The sequence below is a fragment of the Celeribacter sp. genome (assembly GCF_048261515.1).
GTDB lineage: Bacteria > Pseudomonadota > Alphaproteobacteria > Rhodobacterales > Rhodobacteraceae > Celeribacter.
Map to the genome: position 1 here is coordinate 74,943 of NZ_JBLXFZ010000010.1, position 24,627 is coordinate 99,569.

Sequence of the window (24,627 nt, forward strand, 5' to 3'; positions counted from 1 at the left end):
ATTCGGACCCCAAATTGGCCGAAATAACGCGGATCGCACGGCTGCCACCGATGCGGTTCCACAGGCGCCACTGGAAACAAGCAGCTCTGTCAACGTGTCAGATTCCTTGGGGGGACAATGACCTTTCTCGTCACGGCCATTGCGCTGGCCATTTTTGCCTTGCCAATGCTTCGTGACGTGCCGCAGCGCGGACAGATACAGGCCGTCGGCTTCGATGGTCTGGGCGTGCTGATCGGCTTTGGCATCACCTGCCTTGTCGCGGCAGTGACCTCTCCAATGATGGGCTTCGGATTTGTCCTTGCCGTGATTGTGCATGAGACGGGCGGCGCGCTGGCCTGTCGGATTGCAGGGCAGGATGTTGCGCGCCTGCGTCTTGTGCCCCTGCCCTTCATCGCCCCGCCCCGCTCGGACCGCGCCTTTACCACGGCACTGGAGGAAAGTTTCGTGGCGCTCTACGGTCCCGCACTGGCCATCGTGCCAATGGTTCTGGCTTTCGGCCTCTTCCACGCCTTTGCCGCGACCGCCCCTGCATTTGCCGATCTGATGCGCGCCACGGCGATTATGCTAGGTGCGTTCAACTTCATCATGCTACTTCCCTTCCTGCCCTTCGCGGGAGGCCGTGTCATGCGCGCGGTATCGGAAGCGTTCTGGCCCAATCTCGGCGTGCTTGTCACCGCCTTCATGACCGCGGCCTTCCTCGCCGCCGCCTTGCGCGACGGGTCCATCGCGATGTTTGTCCTGTCAGCCGCAGGGGCGCAAAGCCTCTTGCACAAAAAGCGCAGCGAACAGGTCGTGCTTTCGCCCAATGAGGCGCTCTTGGTCATGGCCACCTACGGCTTCGCCCTCACCGCGCATTTCACGGGCGGCTGGTGGCTCATCGGCAGTCTGATGTAACCGCGTTTCGCGACGCGCCGCCTCTTCCCCCCCATGCGCCCTCATGCCATTGTGGCGCGGACAGCGCGTGATGCGCCGCGCAAGGACCATGGGGAGCCGCAATGACCGAGACATTCACCACCGCCGATGGCATCCGCCTTGCTTACGATGTGCAGGGCAGCGGCGTGCCGCTTTTGTGCCTCGCGGGGTTGACGCGGAACATGGACGATTTTGAGCCCGTGGTGGAGCATTTCGCCTCCCGCGCGCAAATCATTCGCCTCGACAGTCGTGGTCGCGGAGCATCCGACCATGCCGACCCCGCGACCTACACCATCCCGCAAGAGGGGGCCGATGCGCTGGCCCTGCTCGACCACCTCGGACTGGAGCGTGCCGCCATCCTCGGCACATCGCGCGGGGGTCTCATTGCGATGGTTCTGGCTGCAACCGCCAAGGAACGGCTCGCGGGTGTTTTGCTCAATGACATCGGGCCGGAACTGGACCCAGAGGGGCTGGCTCATATCATGGATTACCTCGGCCGCCCCTCGGCCTATCGCTCCTATGACGACGCTGCCGAGAAACTCCCCAAGGCACTCGGTGCGCAGTTTCCCGATGTCTCCTTTGACCAATGGCGCACCTATGCACGGCGGATTTGGAGCGAGGGGCCGCGACGGTTGGAATTGCGCTACGACCCCCGATTGCGCGAGGCTGTCGAGGCGGCGAGCGTGACGGGTGACGTTCCCGACATGTGGCCGCTCTTTGACGCGCTCGATGATCTGCCGCTTGCACTTCTACGCGGGGAGAACTCCAACCTTCTCTCCCGCGCCTGTCTGAACGAGATGCAACACCGCCGCCCCGAGATGATCACCGCAGAAGTGGCAAATCGCGGCCATGTGCCCTTCCTCGACGAACCCGAAAGCCTCGCGGTCATTGAACGGTTTCTGGCCGAGATCGAGGCCGCGTGACGTAAGGCAAGTCCGAATTCGATGGCTAATGCGGCGGCGCAGCACTAGGCTGGGCGCATCGTCAACAGCAACATGAGGCCATATGTTTGCCTATGCAGTATCCCAGCCCGTTCTTTTGATTCTCGTTGGTTCAAGCTATGCGCTTGCCACAATGGGGATGAAACTCGTCACCTCGGTCCAGTTCGCTTGGGGAGGGGCCGCTCTCATCCTCGCGGGGCTTGCACTCGCCGCTACAGGCGAGATTGCCCTGCTGAAACACAACTCCATGGGCCAGATGTATCTGATCCTTGTGGGTGTCGAGACGACGCTTGTCCTCGTCTTGGCGATGGTTATGGGGGAGAAAGTGACCCCCCGCATGATCCTCGGCGGCGGCCTGATTGTCTCGGGCGTCATCGCTGTTTCGCATTGATTGCAACGACACGCGCCGTTACCTAAGTAGGCTCTTTGTTGAGCGAGGGAGACGGGCACGATGCGTGTCGAGGCCAACGGACATCTTATACATTTTCGCGACGACGGGCCACGCAATGCGCCCGCCGTCGTCTTTGCCCATGCGCTCGGGACCAACCTGACCCTTTGGGATGAGGTCGTGGCGCGACTGCCAAGCGGTTTGCGTGTGATCCGCTATGACCTGCGCGGTCACGGGGAAAGCGCTGTCCCGCCCGCGCCCTATTCGATGGGGCAGCTCGTGGGCGATGCGGAGGCGCTGCTCGACCATTTCGACGTGCGCGATGCGGTGTTCGTGGGTATCTCCATCGGCGGCATGATCGCGCAGGGGCTTGCCATCAAACGCCTCGACCAGATCCGCGCGCTCGTCCTGTCCAACACCGCCGCCCGCATCGGCATCGGCAGCCAGTGGGACGACCGCATAGCACAGGTCCGCGAGAAAGGCGTGAGCAGTCTTGTGGAGGCAACGCTGGAACGCTGGTTCCATCCCTCGTTTTGCGGCACCGAGACAGCGGCCCATTGGGGGCGCGTCGTGGCGGGCACGGATGCCGAAGGCTACGCAGGTTGCGCCGCCGCGATTTCTGGCACGGATTTCTACACGCCGACCTCAGGACTGCGCCTCGCCTGCCTCGGGATCGCAGGCAGCTTCGACGGCTCAACCCCGTCCGACTTGGTGCGCGAAACAGTTGGTCTCATTCCTGGATCGCGCGTGCATCTGATGAAGCGGTCGGGCCATCTACCCTGTGTCGATGCACCAGAAGAATATGCTGAGGTGCTGACCACATTCCTCAAAGACATCGGCCATGTCTGACCCAGTCTTCCTCTTCGTCCACGGATCGTGCCACGGGGCTTGGTGCTGGCGCGGTGTGTTGCCCGCGATGCGCGCACGAGGGGTGGAGGCCCGCGCGCTCGATCTACCCTCCCACGGCGACGACTCAACGCCCTACGCCGAGGTGACGTTGGCCCATTACCGCAACGCCATTCTGGCTGATATCGACGCGCACGGCGGCGCACCCGTGGTGCTCGTGGGGCACTCCGCGGGCGGCTATCCGATTTCGGCCGTTGCAGATACTGCCCCCGAAAAGGTCACGCATCTTGCCTATGTCTGTGCCTATGTGCCGCGCGATGGATTGAGCCTCGCCGACATGCGGCGGCGGGCCAAGCGGCAGTTGATCCTCGACGCGATCAAGAAAACCGACGACGGGCTGGCCTTCACCTTCCTGCCTGACAAGGTCGAGGATGCACTCTATGGCGATTGCCCGCATGTGCTCGATTTCGCCCTGCCACGCCTGACGCCGCAGGCCATCGCGCCGCAGGAGCAACCTCTGCCGCTTGGCCCCAGCTATGCCTCAGTGCCGCGCAGCTATGTCATCTGCGACGAGGACCGTGTCATTCCACCCGAGTATCAAGCCGCCATGACCCATGACTGGCCCGCGGGAAGCGTCCGCCATCTCCCCTCCTCGCACTCGCCATTCTTCTCCATGCCCGAACGGCTGGCCGATCTCCTGATTGCAGGTGCGACATGAGCGACGCCACAGGCTCACCCTCCCGCCTCGCAATGGGGTTCATCATCGCAACGATCCTGATCGACGGCATGGGGGTGGGGCTTATCTTCCCCGTCATGCCCGACCTGATCCGCGAAGTCACAGGACGCGCCCTTGCCGATGCCGCGATCTGGGGCGGGGTGTTGGCGACAGGCTACGCGGTGATGCAGTTCTTCTTCGGCCCGATTGTCGGAAACCTGTCGGACCGTTTCGGACGCAGACCCGTGCTGATCTCGGCGCTCGTGGTTCTGGGCATCGACTATCTGGTGATGGCGGTGGCGCCGACGATCTGGTTCCTGCTGGTGGGTCGGCTCCTCGCAGGGATGACCGCCGCGACCTATTCGACCGCCGCCGCCTATGTGGCCGACGTCTCGCCGCCCGCCAAACGCGACCAGAATTTCGGACGGTTGGGCGCGGCAATGGGTGTGGGGTTCGCGCTTGGGCCGATGGTGGGCGGGTTGCTATCAGGGATCGACACCCGCGCGCCCTTCTACGCTGCCGCAGCCCTCGCGCTTGCCAATGCGCTCTTCGGCCTGATCGTCATGCCTGAAAGCCTCGAACCCGACAAACGCCGCCCCTTCAAACTGTCACGCGCCAATCCCTTCGGAGCGTTCCGCGCATTGGGGGCGCTCAAGGGGGTCGGGCCGCTCCTTCTCCTCTTCGCCGTGGCGCAGGTGGCCTATTTTGTCTACCCGGCGGTCTGGGCCTTCTTCGGGCAGGCACAGTTCGGCTTTGACGCGCAGATGGTGGGGCTGACACTCTTTGCCTTCGGTCTCTCGATGGGCGTGTCACAAGCGTTTTTGATCGGTCCTATCGTGGCGCGCATCGGCTCTTATCGCACCGCCATGGCCACGCTCCTCCTCGACATCGCCGTGCTGGCAGTCATCGGCCTGACGGATACGATCTGGCTCATGTGGGTGCTCACCGTGATGGCAGGCTTCACCTCCATCGCCATGGTCGCGATCCAGAGCATCACCTCACGCGCCGTGCCTGACGACCAGCAAGGCGAGTTGCAAGGCGTCCTTGGCGCGCTCGCAGCACTTGCCATGATCGTGTCGCCGCTTCTGATGACCCAGACCTTCGCCGCCTTCACGCACGAGGCCGCGCCGCTCCACCTTCCTGGCGCGCCGTTCCTGCTTGCTGCCGCCCTCTTGGCGATCTGCGCGCTGGTGTTGTGGCGGTGGCGTGCAGGCGTTGGTGCGGCACTCGACTGACCCGCTCAATGAAATTTGATCGAGCGTAAATGAAATTCGCGCGCATTGTGTTATACTGGCGGCACAGTGAAAGGAGATGTCCAATGACACGCCACATCACAGACACCGCTACAATGGCGAAACGTAGCTCACCGCGGCTGGCCCGCTTTGCTGCCATCGAGCGCCAACGCAAGCCGTCCCGCGCAACCCTCGCGCTGCAAAAGGCGCCACGCGGAACTCCGCAAGATTCGCGCGCTCGCGCCTTCACGCGCATCGAACGCGGCATCGAGGCCTGAACCAAGCGCTCTCGCGGGCAACCACTCGCCCACGCCCCTGCCCCGCCCGACATATCGGACGGGACTGGGGTGTTTGGCACTTTGCCGTATTGGTACCCCTTCAGAGGTTTGGAACAGACCTTGGCCAATCACTCTGTTTTTGACGGCCACGTCACGCCTCTAGAGCCATGACGTTGCAAACAGAAGCACGCTGGTCAGCACACCCAAGACGGGGACTACTATTGGAACTCTGAAATGGTCGGCACCATCACCGCCTTGCCATTTCAGACGAATGAGTGCGGCGTTCACCAAGATGAATATCAAGAGAACGATCTGTGAGGTGTGCTCGGCCAGCTTTTCGATCGGCAATGCCAAGGTCAGCAGCACTATGATGCACATCACCAAAAGCGTTGCGATGGCTGGCGTTTGTGTTCTCTTGCTCACGATGGCCAAGGCAGGAAACAGATGTCCGCGATCTGCTAAGCCGTAAAGCACTCTCGATGCCATGATCATCTGGATCAAGACACCGTTTACGGTGGCTACGATAGCGATGACGGAAAAGCTCTGTTGTATGCTCTTAGGGGCCATTTCAAAGACCAGTGAGAGCGGGGCCGTGGATGCGGCCAATTTGTCGAGCGGCACGGCTACAAGCACTGCGGTTGTCGTCGCGAGGTAGAGCAATGTCGCTATGACCAGTGTCAGAACAATGGCCTTGGGCATGGTCGACACGGGGTCTTTAACCTCTTCTGCAACGTTCGCCATGTCCTCGAATCCGACAAAAGCAAAGAATGCCAGTAGCGAGGCCGCGCCGATCCCGATCCAATGCGGTCCGACGAGAGGCGGCAGCATCTCAACCAAATCGACGCCAAGTGGCTCGGACATGCCAAAGCCCCAAACAGCCACAAAGATCAGCCCGCTGATTTCGATAAGGGTGATGATCGCAGCCACAATGACCGACTGAGTGATGCCCCACAGGGCGATGACACTCATCAGCACCACGACCGCGATAGTCAGCGCCCAGTGAGGCGCGGCAATCAATCCTTGTAGATATGATGCAGCTCCGATGGCAACAGCAGCCGCCGAGACCATACCCGACAGCGCGACCGCCAGTCCCACGAAGGTTGCCATTGATCCCGAGCGAAACCCAGCCTCAACATAAGCGGCTTCACCAGCGCTGACGGGATAGCGGGTTGAGAGTTCAGCGTAGGAAAACGCGGTGAAGGCGACAACAATGGCGGCAATTACAAAAGCGACTGGCGCATGGGCTCCAGCCTCGGCCGCTGTTGTCCCCACCAGCACATAGATGCCTGCACCCACTGTCACACCAAGCCCGTAGAGCGTGAGCAAGGGCGTGTTCAGGGCACGCCGCAGTTTCTGCGTCTGGTTCGCGTCGTTCTTCTGGGCGTCGGGCACTGTCATTGCAATAAATCCCTTTAGGCGTTCCCTCTGGAAACGGGTGCCAAGCATCGCGCTCGCCTCAAAATGGGCGAAAGCACTGCATGTGTGAAGGGTTTAGCTTTGGTTGCCGCAAGAGAACAGGTACTCATGCGCGCGCGACGAAGGCCAAATTGTCGCGCAGAGGTGTCGTTTGAGCTGCCTACACATAACCCGCGCACCTAGATGCCAACGCGGCGAGGCAAGAAACGCGGGTAGCAATGATCAGCCAAGGCAGTTCAGCTGACATCACGTGCCGCTGTTCAAACGGTTTTGGAGCGGGTGATTTCTTTCCATTCCGGGCTGCTGGCGCCCACGACGCATCGTCCGTCTTCGCGAAGGCTCAGTCGCAAGCGGCATCTTTTAATTTCATCTTTGAATTGGCTCTCGGGGATCGTTCGGACAGCGGTTGCGACGCTTTGGAAAAACGGATCATCCTTTTTCTCCAACGTGTAGAAGACCCACTTTCCGTCCTTCTCGGCCCGCACCAAACCCGCCTTTAGCAAAATCTTCAAATTCCGAGAAACATTGTAGTGCGTCTCGCCGAGCACATCCATTGCCTCGGCGACACAGATACGTTCGTTGATTTGCAACAAGAGCCAGAACAGACGCAATCGGTGGGGTTCGGCAATTGCCTTCAATGCCTCGACGTAGCGATCATCCATCATCTCCCCTCCTCTTGGGCTGTGTCGTCGAAAGCTACCCGCGCTCCAGCGAAACGACAATCTGCAAGTCTAATCCGATGGATCACGGCGCACGGGTTGGTCGCTTTCTTTAGCGAGACCGACGACCATCATGATGACCCCGATCAGGAAGACCAGACCAGAATGGCAGGCGTGGAATATCAGTTCGCCTTTGCTGGCACCTGAGAACAAGGCAACCCAGAAGAACGGGCAGAACAGTCCCAAAAGTGCAATAGTGGCGCCCGGCCTTGCGGAGTCGGGCAGTTTGCGCTCCAGCACCGCGCGTTTGGCCGCCCGCCAGATATGTGTGTAGGGGCAAAGAGAGAGGAGGGCGCGGGCCGCTGTGGTCCGCACCTCTCTCTTGTTGCGCGGCGTGATCCCGTCAGGCGATGACAACGAACAGCCCTCCGCCGATCATGGCCAGTGTCAGCACGGTGACGACAAAGGCAACCACGGCCTTGGGTTTGAGCACCGACGAGATGATTGCAATCTCGGGCAGGCTGGCCCCCGTGCCGCCGATCAAAAGCGCCATCGCCGCGCCCATTCCCATACCCTTGGCGATCAACACCTGAAGCAGGGGCAATGCCATTTCAATGCGAAGGTAGAGCGGCACACCGATCCCCGCTGCAATCGGGATCGCATACCAACTGTCGCTGCCGACGTATTTCTCGACGATTTCGGCGGGGAGGAAGGCGGCGGACAGGGCGCTGATCACGGCACCGATCAACACATAGGGGATGATCCGTTTGAACAGGGCAAGGGCGAAGGGCATGGAGGCACGGATGCGCTGCGCATGGGGCAGTTTCGCATGGGTTGAATTCGCCGCATCAGTCGAAAAGACGATGGGCACGCCCGTATCGTCGCAGGCAGAGGCCGGTGCCGCAGAGCAGCTTGCCGTGGCAATTGCAGCAGTGCCGCCGCATGTGGGCGTAGGGGTTGCGCCGCAGGACGGGGCGGACGCGGCACTACAAGCACTCGCAGGGGCTGCCATGTCGCGCCGGACTGCGTGTTTTAGCGGCGTCAGACCGATGAGATAACCGGAAAGAACCGCCCCGCCCAGCGTGATCGCGATATAGATAAGCGTCACATTGAGGCCAAAGGTCGCCAGAATAAGCCCGACCACGACGAAGTTGCACAGGGGCGCGGAGATCAGAAAACCGAAGATCGTGCCCATCGAGGCCCCCATCTCCGCCATGCCCATCACCACGGGCACCATCGACGCGCTGCAAAACGGTGTCAAAGTGCCTAGCAAAGCGCCCATGACGGGGCCACGCTTCTCATGCTTTGCCAGATTCTTCTGAAGTTTTTCCTGCGGGACATATTCGCGGATGATCCCCGTTACCACGGACACCAAAGCGATAATGACGACAAGTGCGCCGCCGACATGCAGGAATTCGTCGAGTGCAATTCTCCAAGCATTTTCTTCCATTGTTCCAATCATTCTCCGCTAAGCCATTCATACGCATATTCGCGCAAATATGCGTATGATAGAAATTCACGATTTACGCAAGAAGGATTTTTCGGGTGCTATCGAAGGTTCAAACGGAAGCCGCCAGGCCAGCGCTGGCTATACCAGCATCCTTTCGAAGGCGAGAAAGAGGACGTTCATCCGCAAGTCGTCCAAAGGAGGGAGATACGGCGCCATTGTGTACCTCTGCGCAAGCGGTATCATGTCTGAGGTTTGCCTATTTTAATCGTTTGTTTTCTATACTCCGCTCGAAGGGACGCGCGCATTCCACATTATGAAGACATCGCGGTGTCTGAGCATCTGCAACCCTTCGTCCGACGCATTCTGTGCGCACGGATACAGGGAAACCTTTCCGAAACAGTTCCTGCGCGCCCGACGGGGTTTACCTATATCGGGTGGCTGGCGCAGGGGGCGGGTGTGGCGACGGTGGGGGATCAAACCTTCAACTATGCCTTAGGTACAGTGCATTTTTCGGGGCAATTGACGACATTTGACGCCGAGTACACGCTGACCGGCCCCGCAGTTCATTATCTGGCGGAATTGCATGGCTGCGCGGCGTTCCCCATTCTCGATCAAGACATCGGCGCATTACAGAACAAAGCCATCATGCTGGACACGGAGATAGCAGAGCAGCCAACCGTTGAGGCATTTGTAGCCATTCTTGACCGGCTCTCGCAAAACGCTTCCATAAAAGCGCCGCCTCAAATCACCGAGGCTCTCCACCAGATTGAAACTCGCAACGGTGTGATCCGCATCGCGGATTTGGCGCAGGATCTGGGGATGGGTGATCGGCAGTTTCACCGTCAATTTTTGCGGGTAGTCGGAATACCTCCAAAGACCTTTGCCGTATGTCAACGCATTCTAACGGCGCTCAAACTGCGCACAGAAACCCCCGACATGCCCATTAGCGATGTGGCCTATGCCGCAGGATTTTCGGACCAGTCGCACCTGACACGCATGTTCAAACAGTATATGCGAACCACCCCTGCGAAGGTCGAATTTGATAGCGATGGCGTGCTGCGCAGTCTTGTTGCGAAAGCCTGAAACGAACCCCTGTCCGATTTGTTCAATAAACAGAATGCACATGCCGCTACGCTTGCCGCAGCCGAAGCAAGAGGGGGCAATTACATGCTGAAAGTCGCTGCCATTCTCATGGCACTTGGCGTAGCCGCACCTGTCGTTGCACAGTCTTGTGCGCCATTTATGGGCGATCCGTTGGACGGGTTCACGCCGCTCGGCGCCACCGCATATCTCGACCTTCCCGACGCTGATGTCGTGCGCGTGACCTCCCCCATAGAAACCGCAATCATCAACGACATTGTCGCGGGCAGCATTCGCACAGCGTCCAAGACGTGGTGCCAGATCGGCGTTCAGCGCATGATCGTCGATTTCGAAGTGCCCGTTGAGGACGATGCAATCAGCGTGGAGATGATCCATTCGCGGTCCTTTGCCCTTAATCCATACATTTGAAAGATATTTTATGCCAATTCGTTATGCCGTAGCCCTCTCGCTCCTTTTGCCCGCCACCAGCTTTGCGCAATCCGATGTGACGTCAGAACTGGCGGAGCTTGTGGCCATCGATTTCACGCAGGTCAGCAAGGCGGAATTCATCGACAAGCACGAAGAAGCTCTCAGCATTGGGTGGGAGCCAAGCATGCAACTTTATGCGCGCGTTGACCCGTCCCTTGCCGAGATCGTGCCGCCGTTTACGTGGACCGATGACTACGTTGAGACCTACGGGTGCCTCTATGACCGCCTCAAAGAACAAGACGCGCTCGGTGAGGCAAATGCTATGTTTTCCGGACTGCAGGCGTCTATCGAATACATATACGCGCACCCCGACTTCAGTATACTTACGTTGGCGGAGCACGAGCCATTCATTGATATGCTCCAGCCTAGCGATCTCTATTTAGAGGCATCCATGTCATGCGGCCTTGGCGCTTTGAATGCACAGGCGATGAAGGATAGCGGCTTATATGACGCGTTTACGGCGTTCATGTCGCAATGACCCAGAAAAGAGATTTGAGAGTGTCAAAATCATCCACTGCGATTGCGGCCCTATGCGGGTTGATCCTCGGCGCACCTAGCGTTGCAGCCCAAGATGCACCCACACGTCCCGTTTTCTCTGAGGCCTATGTCGTGCACGGTTTGATGGCGGGCATCGCGGAAGCCACGGCGCGCAGCAAAGCCGCCGCGGCAGAGCAGACGACGCGGTTTAGCCAGCATGAGGGCGCGTTCGAGGCCTTTGTGCGCAGCGACCCAATCGTGCAGCAGGTCAATTGGCCCTATGGAACTTGCACAGATATGTTGAGCCTTGTGCCGCCGCCCATGGATGGGTGGGGTCTACGCAGCGAGACGCTCGCGGTCCAAACACCCAACATTACCGACACTTTTGTCGAGGTCAGCTATGTCACTTTTGGTGCGTCGGATGACGGTCAGGGTGACGACGTCTACGCGAGCGAGCAAAGTGTGACAATTACGATCAACGCAGACCCTGCCGCGGCTGTCACATTTGGAATTGGGTTTTCGGACCCCAATATGCGTGCCGCTTTGTTGACTGACGGCCCCTATGGCTACCCGATCCTGCCTTACGGTGGGCATAGCACATTGCTTGGTCCCTATCTCGTGGGTGTGACGGGCACGGGCACTGAAAGCCCTGCGCGCTACTTCGAGCAAATGATCCGCTGCGCCATCGACAATGGCCTGATTGCGGAGGGGCTAGACCTCGCGATATTTTCTGAAACGCCGTAGTTGCAGGGGTTGAAACAGCTTCAATCGCACGCCCCAATAAGGGACTTTTTTTGAAACATTACCCAGCCTGCCTGATGGCCGCGAGCCTCCTTGCATTCGCTACCCCGCGCTGGCGCAAGAAACCGTTGTGCTGTCGGTCTGTCAGGACGGGCTGGAGGGCGGCACAAGTCAGACCCTCGAAGATATGGGCAGCTTCCTGTCGGACAACTGGCGCATATCGGCAAGCGGCGCAGGGCTGACGCTGGGCGTGAATGTGATGAACGTCACGCTAAAGTGGGGATGCCACGGGCGGTATCGCTGAATTTCGTTCAGTCACGCGCAACGAGTGTATTCGTAGCCATCGGGCTATTATCTTTCAAATCCACACCCGTTAATTTCATCGTTAAGGCCGCATCAACCAACCAATGAATGCGCGCGGCGGCGGCGGCATAGGACAACCCACCATTGGCATGAATATTGGACACACAATTTCGCGCACTATCGCGCGTGCCAATCTTGGGCGCCCATGTAAGATAGGCCCCCAAGCTGTCAGACACAGTCAATCCGGGTCGTTCCCCGATGAGAACCAACACCATTTGAGCACCTATTGTCTGACCGATGGCATCGCCAATCGCAACCCGCCCCTGCTCAACCACAAATACAGGGGCGTCTTGCGCTAAGGGGAGACACGCCCGTAGCGCGGCGAGCAACGGCACTGAATGCGTCATTGCGGCCAAGGGAGATAACCCGTCTGCTACAACAATAGCGAGCGGCGTTGCGTTGTGCTCCAACGACGCCTCTGGCGCGAGCATACGCCCCAGATCAGGCCGCTTGAGATACTGTGCGCGATCTATCGCGCGACTGGAGAGGCACTGCGCCTCAACGCCGAACGCATCTTGCAGCGCCCTCTGCAAAGCGGCGCTATCCAAAGGTGTATAAATTGCATCGCGGGCGGCCGCGTGGTCCTCTTGAAAGGACAGCAAGTTTTTCAACGGAAGCGCATCCGCTTTGCCATCCAGCCGCACCCGCGACGGTGTCATCGCCATGAGTGCATCCAAACGGCGTTCCAATGCCTTGTTCATGACTACAGCCCCATTTTCAACAAGAGGTCCGATTGAGCGGATGGTAGAAATGCTTGCGTGCTACTCAAACCAGTTTGACGTAACCATGCGTCAAACTCCGGCGCGGGGCTTTTGCCCGAAATGTCGCGCAGATATGCGATATCTTCAAAGGCGAGGCTTTGATATCCAAGCATCGTGTCATCACCTCCGGGCACAGATATCAGAAAGTTCACACCGGCATTGACCAGCAAGGTTGCCAATGTGTCCATGTCATCCTGATCTGCATGCGCATGGTTCGTGTAGCATACGTCCACCCCCATCGGCAGACCCATCAGCTTGCCGCAGAAGTGATCTTCCAGACCAGCTCGAATGATCTGCTTGCTATCATAGAGGTATTCAGGCCCGATGAAGCCGACCACCGTATTCACAATCATCGGATCAAAGGCGCGTGCCACCGCATATGCGCGGGCCTCAAGGGTCTGTTGATCGACACCGTGATGGGCATCCGCGGAGAGGGCCGCCCCCTGCCCTGTCTCGAAATACATAACGTTTTTCCCGACGGTGCCACGCGCCGCCGCAAGCCCCGCTTCATAGGCCTCTTGCAAAACCTGTAGCGTGACACCAAAGCCTTCGTTCGCACCTTGAGTGCCCGCAATGGATTGAAAGATCAAATCCACAGGCGCACCGCTTTCAAGCAGGTCAAGAGCATTGGTGACATGTGTGAGCACACAGGTCTGGGTCGGGATTTCGAGCCCTGCGCGGATGTCATCCAACATCTTCAAGAGATCGGCGCAGTTGCCCAGATTATCCGACGCCGGATTAATGCCAATGACCGCATCTCCCGCCCCGAAAAGCAATCCGTCCAAAACGCCGACGGCAATGCCTTTGAGATCGTCGGCAGGGTGGTTGGGCTGCAATCGTGTGGTCAGTGTTCCATTTTTCCCCACGGTGCTTCGAAAGGCGGTAACAACTTCAACCTTGCGGGCCACTCTGATGAGATCCTGATTGCGCATCAGCTTGCTCACGGCCGCGATCATTTCGGGAGTAAAGCCGGCGCTGGCCGCCGCAATACTTTGCGTTGTCGCGGCATCGGACAGCAACCAATCCCGCAGTTCCCCCACCGTCATCGACGAAAACGGGGCAAAGGCCGCATTGTCATGGCTGTCGACAATCAATCGTGTGACATCATCCAATTCGTAGGGAATTACAGCTTCGTTTAAAAAGGTTTTGAGCGGCAAGTCCATCAAGACACGCCGCGCGGCAACCCGCTCGACCGCACTGTTGGCGGCAACTCCCGCCAGCTGATCGCCTGACTTCTCGGGTGTGGCCACAGCCAGAACATGCGCAAGCGACCGAAAAACGTACCGCTCCCCCTGTGCTGTTGCACGATAGGATGTCATCACAATCTCCGGAGATGGGTCGCCCAGTCAGGGTGCTCCATAATTGACCGCGCACGCATTTTTTTCCACATTCCGTATTTATGGAAATCAAAGTCCAGGCGCGACATCTTGAGTTGCACCATCGACCACAGGCACCACTTCACATCCGCCAAAGCTTTGTGAACAGTCACGCGCGACACGATATCATCGCGCACTTCGCCAAAGTATTCTTCGATCAGTTCCAGTTCCCGCTCACGCGAGAAGAACATCTCACCAAACCAGATACCCAGATCATAGCACCGGTCATTCATCGACGCGTATTCATAGTCGATCAACATCACAGTGCCCGCATCATCAATCATGAAATTTCCGGGCATTGGATCATTGAAAGAGGTCACCAAATCCAGACCCGAGGCATGTATCGCCTCACGTGCAAGATCGGCATTCAATAGAATCCACGCGGCATCCTTATACATGGGCGCATGCAATTCTTTCACTTGCTGCAAGTGCTCGTCGATCATGTCGAACACGGTTTTCGTCAAACCTAGCGCAGGCAGGCCGTGCATCGTCCGATAGGCTCCAATTGCCGCTTTACACAGATCAATATCAGCAAAATCGCTGTTGGTTGACGGACGTCTGTCGGGCAAAAAGTCGTTAATTTCAATGCCACGGTCTCCGAGATCATCATAGACGCGCGGTCCTAATCCCGCCGCCGCCGCCTTTTGTGATGCGTCCAGCGCCGTGACCCTATCAATGAACATTTCAGTCCCGTTTCCAGGAACCTTCACAAACCAGTCCCCAGTGCCTTGCGTCTCTTTCACCCGCCAGTTTTCATTGGAAATCCCTCCGGATACGGGACCATAGACCATGCCCTCTCCGCCCTTGAAAAGCGGCGCATCACGTAGGACGGTCTCGATCGTTTCTTCCATCGAATTGGTTGCATTACCGAGAGTTTTCATTGGGCTGCGGCCTCCACTATGATGCGGATTTTGTCTTCATACTGAGGATGGGTGAGCGACAAGCGCAGGCGTAGAAGCCGCCATTCGCTGTATTTGATCCACTCCACCCCTTTGCGCTCCGAGCGATGTGACATCAGCCGCGCCCACAATGCGTGAACCATATCATCGACATGTGACCAAAGCCGAGCACGAGCAAACAGAGCCGCATCAAAAGCTCCCGTGTAGGCAACGAATGCTGCCCGCATATCACGCTCGAAATCGGTCAGCTCCGCCAGCAGACATCCCAAATCATACATCGGGTCGTTCATCCCCGCATGATCGAAATCCACCAGAGCCACTTGCCCGTCGGGCCCGATCATCAGATTGGATGCCGACCCGTCATTTCGGCATGGAACCGCCTCAAAACCTTGGGACAATGCATCCTGCGCCAGCCCGACCACACGGCGCAGCCACGTGATATCATCAGGCAAGGCGACGCCGTAGGTCTCATGAGCCGTGATCAGGCTATCAATCCTCGCGAAGGCATCGTAGCGCACAGGCAACGGGGCGGCTCCATGAAAGACCTTCATCGCGCCAATAGCCGCCGCCATCACAGCCTCGGATTGCAAGTCACTCTGACGGGCGGTTTTCCAGCCCTCTCCCAACCGTTCCAAAGCAACGGCGCCAGTCGTCGCGTCGCTCCACAGCACTTTCGGCCCCGCCCCGACTTCACTCGCTTGCGTCGCCGCCTGAATGGCGCTGGCCACGTGGATGTCTCCCGCCATTTCAGGATGTATCCGTTTGATAAACGCAGTCGGCGTCATCACGGAACGGCTTTCGAGCGCCATGTAGCTCGGCGACGCCAAGGCCGCAGGCCCTGCGACCGTGTCTTCCATTGCAAACCCAGCGGCCGTCACCGTCTGTTCCATCATTTCATCTGTTACCAAATCGGTCATATCGCACCTGCAGCCGCATCAAGCGACCCGCCCTCCAAATCAATGCGGCGGATCATTTCAAAAAGAACATCGCCCCCTGCTGTGAGATCTTCAGGGGAGGTGTATTCATCGTGGCGGTGAATGACCCCGTTCACCGAAGGCACAGCAATCACGATGGCGGGCAACACCGCGTTCACGGCCACCGCATCATGCCCTGCGATCGTATCCAGTTGCATTTTCGCATAGCCAAAATGATCGGCAGCAGCCTGTGACAATGCGATCAATCGCGGATCGAATTTACCGGCAGGACGGCGATCTATGGCGATAATCTCCGCCTCAACCGCCGCCTTCCGCGCCAATTCGGGCAATGCGTCGCGCAACTCATCTTCGGCCCATGCCAACATATCCGGCTCAGGCGCACGCAGCTCCGCAAACAAAACGGCCGAGCCTGGGACGATGTTGGGAGAATTGGGCGAAATATCCACCCGCGCTACGGAGGTGTAGAGCGTGTCGCTGGCGGCATCCGCGATCTCTCTGACCTTGACGATGATATAGGCCGCGCCCAAAACGGCATCACGGCGTTCTTCCATCGGGGTCGGACCTGTGTGGTTCTGCTTTCCCGTGACCTCGATGCGGATTTTTAGCGCGCCCCAATGGCGCACAAATGGAGCGATGCGTGCGCCCGCTGTTTCCATCTTGCTGTCGCCCTCGATATGCACCTCAAGATAGCAATCGGGCTTTGGCGCAGTGTCCGTGCCCATGTAGCCCGTGCGGATCAACTCGCTCTCCACCGTCTTGCCATCGCGATCCCGACGCTGAAGCGCAAAGTCCCGCGTCAGCGTGCCCGCATAAACAGACGAGCCGAGCAATGACGGCTGAAACCGTGCGCCTTCTTCATTCATCCAGTCGGCGATCACGTAGTTGCAGGTTGGAGTGACACCTTCCGCTTTGGCCTGCGCCCGCCATGTCTCCACAGCGGCAAGTCCAGCAACAACACCATAAGCGCCATCAAACCGGCCTCCTTTGGGCTGGCTGTCCAAATGCGATCCGATCATGACCAGCGGCGCGTCTGGCCCCGCAAGATCAATCCGCCCGAACAGGTTGCCGATATCATCGACGAGCACCTCATAGCCGCGCTTTCGCAACTCTTCACAAAACCAGTCACGCGCAGCCTTGTGCTCATTGGTGAGCACCGGACGGTCAACACCGCCATCGCCAGTATCACCGAAGGCCGAGACCTGATCCATCAGACTATGCAGGATCGTGGCATCAATGCCCGAAAATTGTGAAACGTCACCCATTTTCGACCACCTTTCCTATCGTATCTGAATTCAGGAAACACGCGGCAAGAGCCTGATCCCCACGGCTCCTCAAAGTGGGATTTTCAGCCCTGCATCGATCAAACGCATGAGGGCACCGCCCCGCGAAGGCACAGCCCTCAGGCAGATCAATTGGTGAAGGAGGCTCTCCTTCAAGTAGACAATCCTCGGGCGTGTATCGACGCTCTTCCAAGGTCGGCGCCGCAGACAAAAGCGCACGGCTATAGGGGTGGCCCGGATCAAAGAACAAACGCTCGTTTGGCGCAACTTCCACAGTTTCGCCCAGATACATCACCGCGATGCGGGAACATACCTGTCGCACCATCGTCAAATCATGCGAGATGAAAATATAGGTGAACCCATGCTCCGCTTGCAGACGCTTGAACAGGTCGAGAAGTTTGCCCTGTTCGGTCTGGTCCAAAGCAGACAGGGTTTCGTCCATGATCAACAGGCGCGGCTCAAGAACCAAGGCCCGTGCCACGTTTAACCGCTGCCGCTGCCCCGCAGAAAGACCCGTTGGAAGGCTGTCGTATAGATCTTCGGGCAGGCCCACTTCGACCAACGCGGCTCGCGCCCGTTCACGGCGCTCCTCACGATTTCCAAGGCCGTGGATTTTCAGGGGTTCTTCCACGATGTCGCCAATCGAGGACTGTGGCGGCAAAGAGCCATAGGGGTCTTGCAACACAAGTTGGAAACTGCGGCGCAATTCACGCAGACGTTTCGGTGACGCCTCCCCGACATTCTCTCCATCAAAGAAAACCGATCCCGCATCGGGCGATTCCAGCCCCGTTAAAAGGCGCATCAACGACGACTTGCCACAGCCGGACTCACCGACGATTCCGAAGTTATCCCCAGGATAGACATCGAATTCGACGTTGCGCACCGCTTTCACCAAGGCTTTGCCGCTTTTGCCCTTGGTCTCGTAGTGTTTGGCGACGCCGCGCACGGACATGATTGCCCGCTGATCGCGCTTTTGCCGTGCATCCCGCCCGTTTCGCCCATCAGCCCACAGCGTCGGCAATTCCGCGATCAAGCTGCGCGTGTAAGCGTGCTCGGGTGACGCGACCAACTGTTGTGGCGTCTGGCGTTCAACCACGCGCCCCTGATGCAGCACCATGACCTCATCGGCAGCGTCACAGGCAACGGGGAGCGACGAGCAAATGAACAGGATCGCCGTGGAGAAATCCTCGTTCAATTCTCGCATCAACTTCAAAATCTGCGCGGCGACGGTCACATCAAGCGGCTGTGTAATATTGTCGGCGATCAACAACACCGGATCGGAAATCAGCGCATCGACAATCATTGCCCGCTGCATCATCCCGCCCGAATATTGAAACGGGTATTCGTTGAAGCGCCGCTCGGCCGAGGGAATCTTAACCGCCTCAAGCAAACGAATGGCCTTCTCCTTCGCGTCTTGCTTGGAGATATTAGGTCGCACGGCCTGCAGTTTCTCGACCAATTGCGCCCCCACGGTCATCGTAGGATCAAGTGCACCCGCGGGGTTACCTCCGACATAGGCTATATCACTTCCAGCCAAGCCCTTGGCATAGGCAGTATCGGTAATCAGATCGCGCCCGTTGAAAAGTATTTCACCCGAGGTGATCTTGAGCGGAGCGGATAACCAACTGGCCAGCGCGCGTGCAAGCACTGTCTTGCCCGATCCACTTTCGCCAATCACCGAAAGAATTTGCCGCGGTTTGAGATCGAAACTGATCTGGTCGAGCACGGTGCGGGATGCGCCCTCGGTCTCGACAGTGACGGTAAGGTCACGCACAGACAAAAGAGCATCCGCCGAGGTTGGGGTATCAAAAGCCATATCACATGCCTCCGTAAATTTTGTTGCGCGCACGTTCCAAAGACGCGCCCATCAGGTTGATGGAGGTCAGCGTCAGCACTAGAAACACACCCGGCATTGTGGCAATCCACCAAGCATTCATCAGATACTTCCGCCCGTCCGCGATGATGTTTCCGAAGGTCGGCGTCGGGGGCTGCACCCCGAGCCCGAGGAAGCCGAGGACAGCCTCGAAGATCATCATCCGCGCGATATCGAGCACCGCGACAAAGGCAATGGGAGGCAATACCAGCGGCAAAATCAGGGTGAACATGATCCGCCAGTCAGTCGCACCCAAAACCATCGCGCCGCGCACAAATTCCTTCTTGCGCTCGGACATCACGGTTGACCGCATGACGCGGGCATAGACGGGCCACCCTGACAGGCCCAAGACGATGATGATCGAAGGAATTGTCGGACGCGACACGCCCAGAATTGTGATGGCCAGAATGATCATCGGGATCGACAATTGCGCATCTGTCAAACGCATCAGAACCGTGTCCGTGCTGCGTCCGAAATAACCCGCGAACAAACCGACCATCGCGCCAACGGCCAACATCAAAACGGTTGTCGACAGGCCAATCAAAAGCGAATAGCGCAGCCCGACCAATGATCGCGACAGCATATCGCGCCCCAGTTGATCGGTGCCAAGCGGATGCGCCCATGACCACCCCTCGCCCAGAAACAGCGGAGCAGTCAATTTGGCAGAAATGTTCATTTTTGCGGGATCAATGCCCGAGAACATCGGGTAAAAGATTGCGGCCAGAAACAGAACGACAAAGACGATCAGTCCTGCTTTGAATTCTCCGGAGGCAAATGCCTCCGACCATATCCTTGCGCCGATTTTACGCTCTTTGCGTGGCGAGGCGATGTCGGGGATGTTTTCTACAGTACTCATTAGTATTCAAGCCTCGGATCGATGGCCGTCGCACAGAGGTCGACGACGATGTTAATCACAACAAAAGCAGCTGCCGTTACGATTGCGATGCCTTGAATGAGCGGGAAATCACGTTGCATGACCGCGTTAATGGTCAGCAAGCCCAGCCCCGGATAGTCGAAAATGAATTCGATCACGAGAACCCCGCCCAAAAGCATGGAAAACTGAACGCCAAGGAGATTCAAAAGCGGCACTGCTGAATTTTTCAACGCATGGCGAAAAATGATCTGGCTGCGCGTCAATCCACGGACCACGGCCATATCGATGAAGTTTTGCGACATCACATTGGCCACTGATCCTGTGAGTGTGCGGATGATAAATGGCGCGATTTCCACAGCCAGAACCAAGGCCGGCAGAATTGTATAGGCGAAGCCATCATAGCCAATGGCAGGAAGAAGGTTCAGTTTCACCGACACAAGGAGCGCCAGAACAATGCCCAGCCAGAAGTTGGGCAAACTGACAAAGACCGAAGAGAGATAAAGTGCAAAGCGGTCGGGGAATTTTCCGGGCTTGAGCCCTCCCCAAACCCCGATAGGGACCGCGATGATCAACGCGAATATCATAGCCAAGGTTGCCAGTTGCAACGTCATTGGCGCCGTTTCGGCGATCAGATCCCACACCTGTGCTCGTTCGCTGCGCGTATTGTCGTCGAAACTGGCCCCACCAACCGAGGCACCATTGGCTGGACGCACAAAGCTTTGACCCAGATCTCCTTGCACAATTCCACCGACATAGCGGCCGAATTGCTGATAGATCGGATCACGAAGGCCCATGTCTTCGGCGATTTGCTCGATCAGTGCTTCGGGAGCCATCCCCCCAGCCATCAAGCGAACCGGATCACCGGGAACGACCCGTAGCAACGTGAAAATGATTGCCGAAACGAGGAAGACAATCAGCGTCCCTTGCAACAATCGTCGGAGAAGAAATCTGGCTATGAACATGGCTCTCTCCCGTAGGAATTGGAAAATCCAGAGCCTCGGCAATGCCGCCGAGGCTCTGGCGTATCGGATCAGGACATGGTGGTTTTGGACGCGTCCATCATGCCGTCGGGGAAGATGAACAGGTCTTTCACATCAGAGCGCATTCCGTGCATCAAAACCGATGTGAACAGGCTGTAGGCAGGAACTTTTTCAGCCAGAAGCGGCATCAGGTTGTTCTGCAGGCTGTCACGGCGTGCTTCGAGAGAGGGCGCATCACGCTCGGCATCCAGAGCCGCATCGATTTCCGGATCTTCGATCCCGCAAATCCGTTTGGACGACGAGTGGAAGTGTGTGCGCAACACCAAATCAGGCTCTGGCGACGCGCTGGTCCAACCGCAATCGATCATATGGCCGGGGCCGCCACCGGGACGGTCGTACAAACGTTCGTTCCACGCCGCCACTTCCATCACGTTCAGCGTCACAGGAAAGCCCTGCTCTTGCAAAAGTGCGGTGATAACTTCACCGTATTCTTTGGTTTTCGGATAGAAACCGGTCGATGTGATATATTCGATTTCCGGCAGGCCCTCGCCACCAGGATATCCCGCCTCAGCCAGCAGTCGTTGACATTCTTCGGGATCGTATTCGGGGTAGTTTTCAAGGTCCGAGTAGCCGAATTTGATCGGCGAAACAAAGCTGGAAGACGCTTCGCCAGCGGACCCCATGACCTCAAGAATGATGTCGCGATCAATCGCATGACAGACGGCCTTGCGCAGAAGCGGGTTGTCGAATGGAGGCTTGGAACAGCGGAACCACAGGTATTTGTTCTCCACCGAAACCGCACGGTTCAGAACGATACCGTCTTCCTTCTCGAGCGTTTCAACCTGCTCAGGCTCGAGACGTTCGATCACATCCGCCTGGCCATTCATCAGCGACAACATGCGTGTTGTGCCATCACCCACAAACGAGAATGTCACACCCGGAATTTTCGGCGCGCCGCGGAAATAGGTCTCGTTCGCGACCATGACTGTGTCATTGCCAGATTGCTCCAAGAACTTGAAAGGACCGGTGCCGTTCAAACGCTGCGACAATGGACCGTTGGGTCCACCCGCGATGTCTTTTGCCGACATGATCGGGAGATAAGACGCAAGGAACACAAACATCGCAGCGCCGTAGCCGCCTTTGGTCGTGTCCACGATCACGGTGTAATCGTCAGGGGTTGTAACCTCGAATGTATCCGCAAAGCCAGGGTAAACCTGTCGTGACCGTTCAGGTTGTGCGCCGTATTCAAAGGTGGCTTTCACATCCTTGGCCGAGAACGGTTCGCCATCGTGGAAGACCACACCTTCGCGCAGTTTGATTTCCAAATGTGACGCGTCCAGCACGTTGATTTCGGTCGCCAGCTCGTAAATCACTTCGTCAGGATTTTCTGGCGTCATTGGCGAACGCGTGAGAAAGCCCATGATGAAGCCTTCGATGTTGAATTGAGACAGCGTGGTATGCGCCATCGGATCCCAGTTGCCCGTGATGTTTTCAGCGGACAAGAAGGTCAAAGGGCGCATTTCTTGAGCATGTGCCGAGGTAAAGAAAAAGTCGGGATTGAGGTGCATAGCCGCCGTAGAGGCGCCGGCCATCATCCCGTACTGCAGGAACTTGCGTCTATCCATTGTATCACTCTCCTATTGTAACCCGTCGGGGCCATTCTTTTCTGTTGGGGGGAATTGCGGTCTTTACGCCGCTTCGGTCACACGCAATTCGTTTAGTTTTGCGAGCATTTCTGCGTGTAATTCGGGAGTTGCTGCCGCCAGAACATCGCCTGACGACGCGATGCCAAGAGGCTGTCCGTGCCAATCCGTAATGACGCCACCAGCGCCCTGGATTACTTGGACAACAGGAAGGTAGTCATAGGGCTCAAGGCCCGTCTCCAGCACCAGATCACAATACCCTGAGGCCAAAAGCGCGTAGGTGTAGCAATCACCACCGAAACGCAGCAATCGCACACTGTTCCTGAGCGCGTCGAAAACGGGTTGCTTGTGACCCGCAAACAAAAGCGGGTCGGTTGTATAGGCATAGGCCGAGGCGAGATCACGACAGTCGCTTGTTTGAACAGGCGTGCCGTTCATCGTCGTTGGCGCCCCTGCAACGCCGCACCACCGCTCACCGAGCATTGGCATGTCTATCTGGCCAAGTTGCGGCGTGCCGTCTTGCAGCAGTGCAGTCAGACCACCGAACAGCGGATGCCCAGTTACGAAGCTCTTCGTGCCATCAATCGGATCAATAACCCAGACATAGGACCTGTCGAGATTTTCAACGCCGTGCTCTTCGCCGAAGATGCCATGATCCGGATAGGCGCCCTTGATCCGCAAGCGAAGTTGCTCTTCGATCGCGCGGTCGGCAACCGTCACAGGGCTGTCGTCATCCTTGTGTTCAACATCGAGCGTATTGCGAAAATAATCTCGCGCAATTCCTCCCGCTTCATCTGCGGAACGGTTGGCAAACGCCAATGCATCAGCAAGATTGATCATCACGGCACCTCTTCAAGTCTTTGTCCTGCACTGTTCGTAGTGCTTAACCTGAACCTGATCTGAGGCCTCGCCGACAACCACACAATTCACAGAAAAACCACACATACGCATAGCTTCTCTGCAAATATCTCCTAATTATTGAGGCTTTTTATGTATTTAGATTAATTTATGGACGAAAACGCAACGAAATACACACCACCTCCAGATTCGTGTGGAAATTCGCTTTCGAGCTGATATCCAACCTTTAACGGAAGGGACATCTATGTGGTCACATGAGAGACAATCGAAAATTCTGGAGAAGCTTCTGACAGAGGGCAAAGTTCTGACCGTTCAGATCGCGGACCTTTTCAATGTCTCTCGAGAAACCATCCGTCGCGACCTTCTTGAACTTGAAAACAACGGCAGCCTGAAACGTGTTCATGGCGGCGCGGTGCCAGCGGGTCGCAATATCCCACCCGAACCGCGCTTCTCGGATCGGTTGGTGGCCTCGACCAACGCAAAACGCGCCATTGGTCGCGCCGCAATGCAATTGATCGAGCCAGACTCCACACTCTTTATCGATGCGGGGACGACGACATTAGCCTTTGCACAAGAGCTGGTACTCGCCAATATCCCATTGAGAATTTTGACGAACTCTATCGAAATTGCCCAACTCACAGCCCCGCCCGACCACATTGATACGCTTTTGCTTGGCGGCACGCCTCATACAGATGTTCCAGCCACCTACGGTGAACTGACCCTCTCGGAGATAGATCGCTTTCTTGCAGATATCGCCGTCCTGTCCCCTGTCGCCTTCCACGCCACGCGCGGAGCGTCTGACTTCGAACTTCATGAAGCCGAAGTCGCGCGCAAAATGGTCACCTGCTCCAAAACCTGTATTTTACTGTGTCATTCCGACAAGATTTCTCAAGAGAGCCGCGTGACGATCTGCCGACCTGAAGAAGTGGATCACCTTGTCACAGACACTCAAACCCCGTCGACCTTTACCTTGCCTCGCGGGAAGGTTCACTTTGCCGTCGAGCTGAACTGATCGCGGCGCCCAAATCCCGCACGGCGCTGCCCAAGTTACGCCGCGGCGACCCTAACTGCGCACACAGCGGAATGAGCTACTCCCCATTTGTTGGACAGGATCTGGCGTAAATTAAGCTACTCTTTGCTCCTGCTGATCGGGTTGTGTTC

27 protein-coding genes are annotated in these 24,627 nt (G+C 57.5%); 13 read left to right on the forward strand and 14 right to left on the reverse strand.

Annotated elements, in window-relative coordinates; translation table 11 throughout:
* The first annotated feature begins 117 nt into the window (after positions 1–117).
* The 7 genes from ACN0SC_RS15500 (at position 118) to ACN0SC_RS15530 (ending at position 5,312) form a co-directional block, all read left to right on the forward strand.
* The gene (locus tag ACN0SC_RS15500) at positions 118–894 is read left to right on the forward strand and encodes a hypothetical protein (protein WP_417250597.1); all 777 of its coding nucleotides are present in this window, start codon (positions 118–120) and stop codon (positions 892–894) included.
* Positions 895–995: 101 nt separating this feature from the next.
* On the forward strand, positions 996–1,835 hold the full coding sequence (locus ACN0SC_RS15505) for an alpha/beta fold hydrolase (protein ID WP_417250598.1): 840 nt from the start codon (positions 996–998) through the stop codon (positions 1,833–1,835).
* Between the two features lie 82 nt (positions 1,836–1,917).
* The gene (locus ACN0SC_RS15510) at positions 1,918–2,244 is read left to right on the forward strand and encodes a hypothetical protein (RefSeq protein WP_417250599.1); all 327 of its coding nucleotides are present in this window, start codon (positions 1,918–1,920) and stop codon (positions 2,242–2,244) included.
* Between the two features lie 60 nt (positions 2,245–2,304).
* Positions 2,305–3,090 (forward strand): 3-oxoadipate enol-lactonase, encoded by a 786-nt coding sequence (pcaD, locus tag ACN0SC_RS15515; protein WP_417250600.1) that lies wholly within the window; start codon positions 2,305–2,307, stop codon positions 3,088–3,090.
* Positions 3,083–3,805 (forward strand): alpha/beta fold hydrolase, encoded by a 723-nt coding sequence (locus ACN0SC_RS15520; protein ID WP_417250601.1) that lies wholly within the window; start codon positions 3,083–3,085, stop codon positions 3,803–3,805. Before pcaD ends, ACN0SC_RS15520 begins: the two co-directional genes overlap by 8 nt.
* Positions 3,802–5,037, forward strand: a complete 1,236-nt coding sequence (locus ACN0SC_RS15525) for an MFS transporter (RefSeq protein WP_417250602.1) — start codon at positions 3,802–3,804, stop codon at positions 5,035–5,037. Before ACN0SC_RS15520 ends, ACN0SC_RS15525 begins: the two co-directional genes overlap by 4 nt.
* Before the next feature lie 83 nt (positions 5,038–5,120).
* A complete protein-coding gene (locus ACN0SC_RS15530; protein WP_417250603.1) occupies positions 5,121–5,312 on the forward strand; it encodes a hypothetical protein in 192 nt (63 codons plus the stop codon).
* A 159-nt stretch (positions 5,313–5,471) separates the two neighbouring features.
* Here ACN0SC_RS15530 and ACN0SC_RS15535 read toward each other — a convergent pair whose 3' ends face one another.
* The 4 genes from ACN0SC_RS15535 to ACN0SC_RS15550 form a co-directional block, all read right to left on the reverse strand.
* The gene (locus tag ACN0SC_RS15535; RefSeq protein WP_417250604.1) at positions 5,472–6,710 is read right to left on the reverse strand and encodes an APC family permease; all 1,239 of its coding nucleotides are present in this window, start codon (positions 6,708–6,710) and stop codon (positions 5,472–5,474) included.
* A gap of 278 nt (positions 6,711–6,988) precedes the next feature.
* Entirely contained in the window at positions 6,989–7,393 is a 405-nt protein-coding gene (locus ACN0SC_RS15540; protein ID WP_417250605.1) for an ArsR/SmtB family transcription factor, read from the reverse strand.
* Positions 7,394–7,459: 66 nt separating this feature from the next.
* Positions 7,460–7,804 carry a hypothetical protein gene (locus tag ACN0SC_RS15545; RefSeq protein WP_417250606.1) on the reverse strand — a complete coding sequence of 115 codons (345 nt, stop codon included), beginning with the start codon at positions 7,802–7,804 and terminating at the stop codon, positions 7,460–7,462.
* Positions 7,791–8,837: a permease gene (locus tag ACN0SC_RS15550; RefSeq protein WP_417250607.1), complete on the reverse strand. Its 1,047-nt coding sequence runs from the start codon at positions 8,835–8,837 to the stop codon at positions 7,791–7,793. The genes ACN0SC_RS15545 and ACN0SC_RS15550 overlap by 14 nt, the downstream gene beginning before the upstream one ends.
* 456 nt (positions 8,838–9,293) lie before the next feature.
* Between ACN0SC_RS15550 and ACN0SC_RS15555 the strand changes: the two genes are divergently transcribed.
* The 5 genes from ACN0SC_RS15555 (at position 9,294) to ACN0SC_RS15575 (ending at position 11,928) form a co-directional block, all read left to right on the forward strand.
* A complete protein-coding gene (locus tag ACN0SC_RS15555; RefSeq protein WP_417250608.1) occupies positions 9,294–9,920 on the forward strand; it encodes a helix-turn-helix domain-containing protein in 627 nt (208 codons plus the stop codon).
* 84 nt (positions 9,921–10,004) lie between these two features.
* Positions 10,005–10,346 carry a hypothetical protein gene (locus ACN0SC_RS15560; protein ID WP_417250609.1) on the forward strand — a complete coding sequence of 114 codons (342 nt, stop codon included), beginning with the start codon at positions 10,005–10,007 and terminating at the stop codon, positions 10,344–10,346.
* 10 nt (positions 10,347–10,356) lie between these two features.
* Positions 10,357–10,884 carry a hypothetical protein gene (locus ACN0SC_RS15565; protein ID WP_417250610.1) on the forward strand — a complete coding sequence of 176 codons (528 nt, stop codon included), beginning with the start codon at positions 10,357–10,359 and terminating at the stop codon, positions 10,882–10,884.
* A gap of 20 nt (positions 10,885–10,904) precedes the next feature.
* A complete protein-coding gene (locus ACN0SC_RS15570; RefSeq protein WP_417250611.1) occupies positions 10,905–11,627 on the forward strand; it encodes a hypothetical protein in 723 nt (240 codons plus the stop codon).
* Positions 11,628–11,754: 127 nt separating this feature from the next.
* A complete protein-coding gene (locus ACN0SC_RS15575; protein WP_417250612.1) occupies positions 11,755–11,928 on the forward strand; it encodes a hypothetical protein in 174 nt (57 codons plus the stop codon).
* Between the two features lie 7 nt (positions 11,929–11,935).
* Here ACN0SC_RS15575 and eutC read toward each other — a convergent pair whose 3' ends face one another.
* The 10 genes from eutC to hisN all read right to left on the reverse strand — a co-directional run bounded on the left by eutC (position 11,936) and on the right by hisN (position 23,448).
* Positions 11,936–12,688: an ethanolamine ammonia-lyase subunit EutC gene (eutC, locus tag ACN0SC_RS15580; protein ID WP_417250613.1), complete on the reverse strand. Its 753-nt coding sequence runs from the start codon at positions 12,686–12,688 to the stop codon at positions 11,936–11,938.
* A 2-nt stretch (positions 12,689–12,690) separates the two neighbouring features.
* Positions 12,691–14,067 carry an ethanolamine ammonia-lyase subunit EutB gene (locus ACN0SC_RS15585; protein WP_417250614.1) on the reverse strand — a complete coding sequence of 459 codons (1,377 nt, stop codon included), beginning with the start codon at positions 14,065–14,067 and terminating at the stop codon, positions 12,691–12,693.
* The gene (locus ACN0SC_RS15590; RefSeq protein ID WP_417250615.1) at positions 14,067–14,975 is read right to left on the reverse strand and encodes a phosphotransferase; all 909 of its coding nucleotides are present in this window, start codon (positions 14,973–14,975) and stop codon (positions 14,067–14,069) included. Before ACN0SC_RS15590 ends, ACN0SC_RS15585 begins: the two co-directional genes overlap by 1 nt.
* 26 nt (positions 14,976–15,001) lie before the next feature.
* Positions 15,002–15,940: a phosphotransferase gene (locus tag ACN0SC_RS15595; RefSeq protein ID WP_417250616.1), complete on the reverse strand. Its 939-nt coding sequence runs from the start codon at positions 15,938–15,940 to the stop codon at positions 15,002–15,004.
* Positions 15,937–17,220: a Zn-dependent hydrolase gene (locus ACN0SC_RS15600; protein ID WP_417250617.1), complete on the reverse strand. Its 1,284-nt coding sequence runs from the start codon at positions 17,218–17,220 to the stop codon at positions 15,937–15,939. The genes ACN0SC_RS15595 and ACN0SC_RS15600 overlap by 4 nt, the downstream gene beginning before the upstream one ends.
* On the reverse strand, positions 17,213–19,054 hold the full coding sequence (locus ACN0SC_RS15605) for an ABC transporter ATP-binding protein (protein ID WP_417250618.1): 1,842 nt from the start codon (positions 19,052–19,054) through the stop codon (positions 17,213–17,215). Before ACN0SC_RS15605 ends, ACN0SC_RS15600 begins: the two co-directional genes overlap by 8 nt.
* A 1-nt stretch (position 19,055) precedes the next feature.
* On the reverse strand, positions 19,056–19,967 hold the full coding sequence (locus ACN0SC_RS15610) for an ABC transporter permease (protein ID WP_417250619.1): 912 nt from the start codon (positions 19,965–19,967) through the stop codon (positions 19,056–19,058).
* Positions 19,967–20,947, reverse strand: a complete 981-nt coding sequence (locus tag ACN0SC_RS15615; RefSeq protein ID WP_417250623.1) for an ABC transporter permease — start codon at positions 20,945–20,947, stop codon at positions 19,967–19,969. The genes ACN0SC_RS15610 and ACN0SC_RS15615 overlap by 1 nt, the downstream gene beginning before the upstream one ends.
* Before the next feature lie 68 nt (positions 20,948–21,015).
* On the reverse strand, positions 21,016–22,590 hold the full coding sequence (locus tag ACN0SC_RS15620; protein WP_417250620.1) for an ABC transporter substrate-binding protein: 1,575 nt from the start codon (positions 22,588–22,590) through the stop codon (positions 21,016–21,018).
* A 63-nt stretch (positions 22,591–22,653) separates the two neighbouring features.
* On the reverse strand, positions 22,654–23,448 hold the full coding sequence (gene hisN, locus ACN0SC_RS15625) for a histidinol-phosphatase (protein WP_417250621.1): 795 nt from the start codon (positions 23,446–23,448) through the stop codon (positions 22,654–22,656).
* A gap of 211 nt (positions 23,449–23,659) precedes the next feature.
* On the opposite strand from hisN, the gene ACN0SC_RS15630 reads away from it, so the two are divergent.
* Positions 23,660–24,478, forward strand: coding sequence for a DeoR/GlpR family DNA-binding transcription regulator (locus ACN0SC_RS15630; protein WP_417250622.1), 819 nt, complete (start codon positions 23,660–23,662; stop codon positions 24,476–24,478).
* The last annotated feature ends 149 nt before the right edge of the window (positions 24,479–24,627 follow it).

What these genes read in the sequence shown, in the direction of transcription:
- ACN0SC_RS15500 (WP_417250597.1), top strand. Translation starts at nt 118, where the DNA reads ATGACCTTTCTCGTCACGGCCATTGCGCTGGCCATTTTTGCCTTGCCA.
- ACN0SC_RS15505 (WP_417250598.1), top strand. Translation starts at nt 996, where the DNA reads ATGACCGAGACATTCACCACCGCCGATGGCATCCGCCTTGCTTACGAT.
- ACN0SC_RS15510 (WP_417250599.1), top strand. Translation starts at nt 1,918, where the DNA reads ATGTTTGCCTATGCAGTATCCCAGCCCGTTCTTTTGATTCTCGTTGGT.
- pcaD (WP_417250600.1), top strand. Translation starts at nt 2,305, where the DNA reads ATGCGTGTCGAGGCCAACGGACATCTTATACATTTTCGCGACGACGGG.
- ACN0SC_RS15520 (WP_417250601.1), top strand. Translation starts at nt 3,083, where the DNA reads ATGTCTGACCCAGTCTTCCTCTTCGTCCACGGATCGTGCCACGGGGCT.
- ACN0SC_RS15525 (WP_417250602.1), top strand. Translation starts at nt 3,802, where the DNA reads ATGAGCGACGCCACAGGCTCACCCTCCCGCCTCGCAATGGGGTTCATC.
- ACN0SC_RS15530 (WP_417250603.1), top strand. Translation starts at nt 5,121, where the DNA reads ATGACACGCCACATCACAGACACCGCTACAATGGCGAAACGTAGCTCA.
- ACN0SC_RS15535 (WP_417250604.1), bottom strand. Translation starts at nt 6,710, where the DNA reads ATGACAGTGCCCGACGCCCAGAAGAACGACGCGAACCAGACGCAGAAA.
- ACN0SC_RS15540 (WP_417250605.1), bottom strand. Translation starts at nt 7,393, where the DNA reads ATGATGGATGATCGCTACGTCGAGGCATTGAAGGCAATTGCCGAACCC.
- ACN0SC_RS15550 (WP_417250607.1), bottom strand. Translation starts at nt 8,837, where the DNA reads ATGGAAGAAAATGCTTGGAGAATTGCACTCGACGAATTCCTGCATGTC.
- ACN0SC_RS15560 (WP_417250609.1), top strand. Translation starts at nt 10,005, where the DNA reads ATGCTGAAAGTCGCTGCCATTCTCATGGCACTTGGCGTAGCCGCACCT.
- ACN0SC_RS15565 (WP_417250610.1), top strand. Translation starts at nt 10,357, where the DNA reads ATGCCAATTCGTTATGCCGTAGCCCTCTCGCTCCTTTTGCCCGCCACC.
- eutC (WP_417250613.1), bottom strand. Translation starts at nt 12,688, where the DNA reads ATGAACAAGGCATTGGAACGCCGTTTGGATGCACTCATGGCGATGACA.
- ACN0SC_RS15585 (WP_417250614.1), bottom strand. Translation starts at nt 14,067, where the DNA reads ATGACATCCTATCGTGCAACAGCACAGGGGGAGCGGTACGTTTTTCGG.
- ACN0SC_RS15590 (WP_417250615.1), bottom strand. Translation starts at nt 14,975, where the DNA reads ATGGAAGAAACGATCGAGACCGTCCTACGTGATGCGCCGCTTTTCAAG.
- ACN0SC_RS15595 (WP_417250616.1), bottom strand. Translation starts at nt 15,940, where the DNA reads ATGACCGATTTGGTAACAGATGAAATGATGGAACAGACGGTGACGGCC.
- ACN0SC_RS15600 (WP_417250617.1), bottom strand. Translation starts at nt 17,220, where the DNA reads ATGGGTGACGTTTCACAATTTTCGGGCATTGATGCCACGATCCTGCAT.
- ACN0SC_RS15605 (WP_417250618.1), bottom strand. Translation starts at nt 19,054, where the DNA reads ATGGCTTTTGATACCCCAACCTCGGCGGATGCTCTTTTGTCTGTGCGT.
- ACN0SC_RS15610 (WP_417250619.1), bottom strand. Translation starts at nt 19,967, where the DNA reads ATGAGTACTGTAGAAAACATCCCCGACATCGCCTCGCCACGCAAAGAG.
- ACN0SC_RS15615 (WP_417250623.1), bottom strand. Translation starts at nt 20,947, where the DNA reads ATGTTCATAGCCAGATTTCTTCTCCGACGATTGTTGCAAGGGACGCTG.
- ACN0SC_RS15620 (WP_417250620.1), bottom strand. Translation starts at nt 22,590, where the DNA reads ATGGATAGACGCAAGTTCCTGCAGTACGGGATGATGGCCGGCGCCTCT.
- hisN (WP_417250621.1), bottom strand. Translation starts at nt 23,448, where the DNA reads ATGATCAATCTTGCTGATGCATTGGCGTTTGCCAACCGTTCCGCAGAT.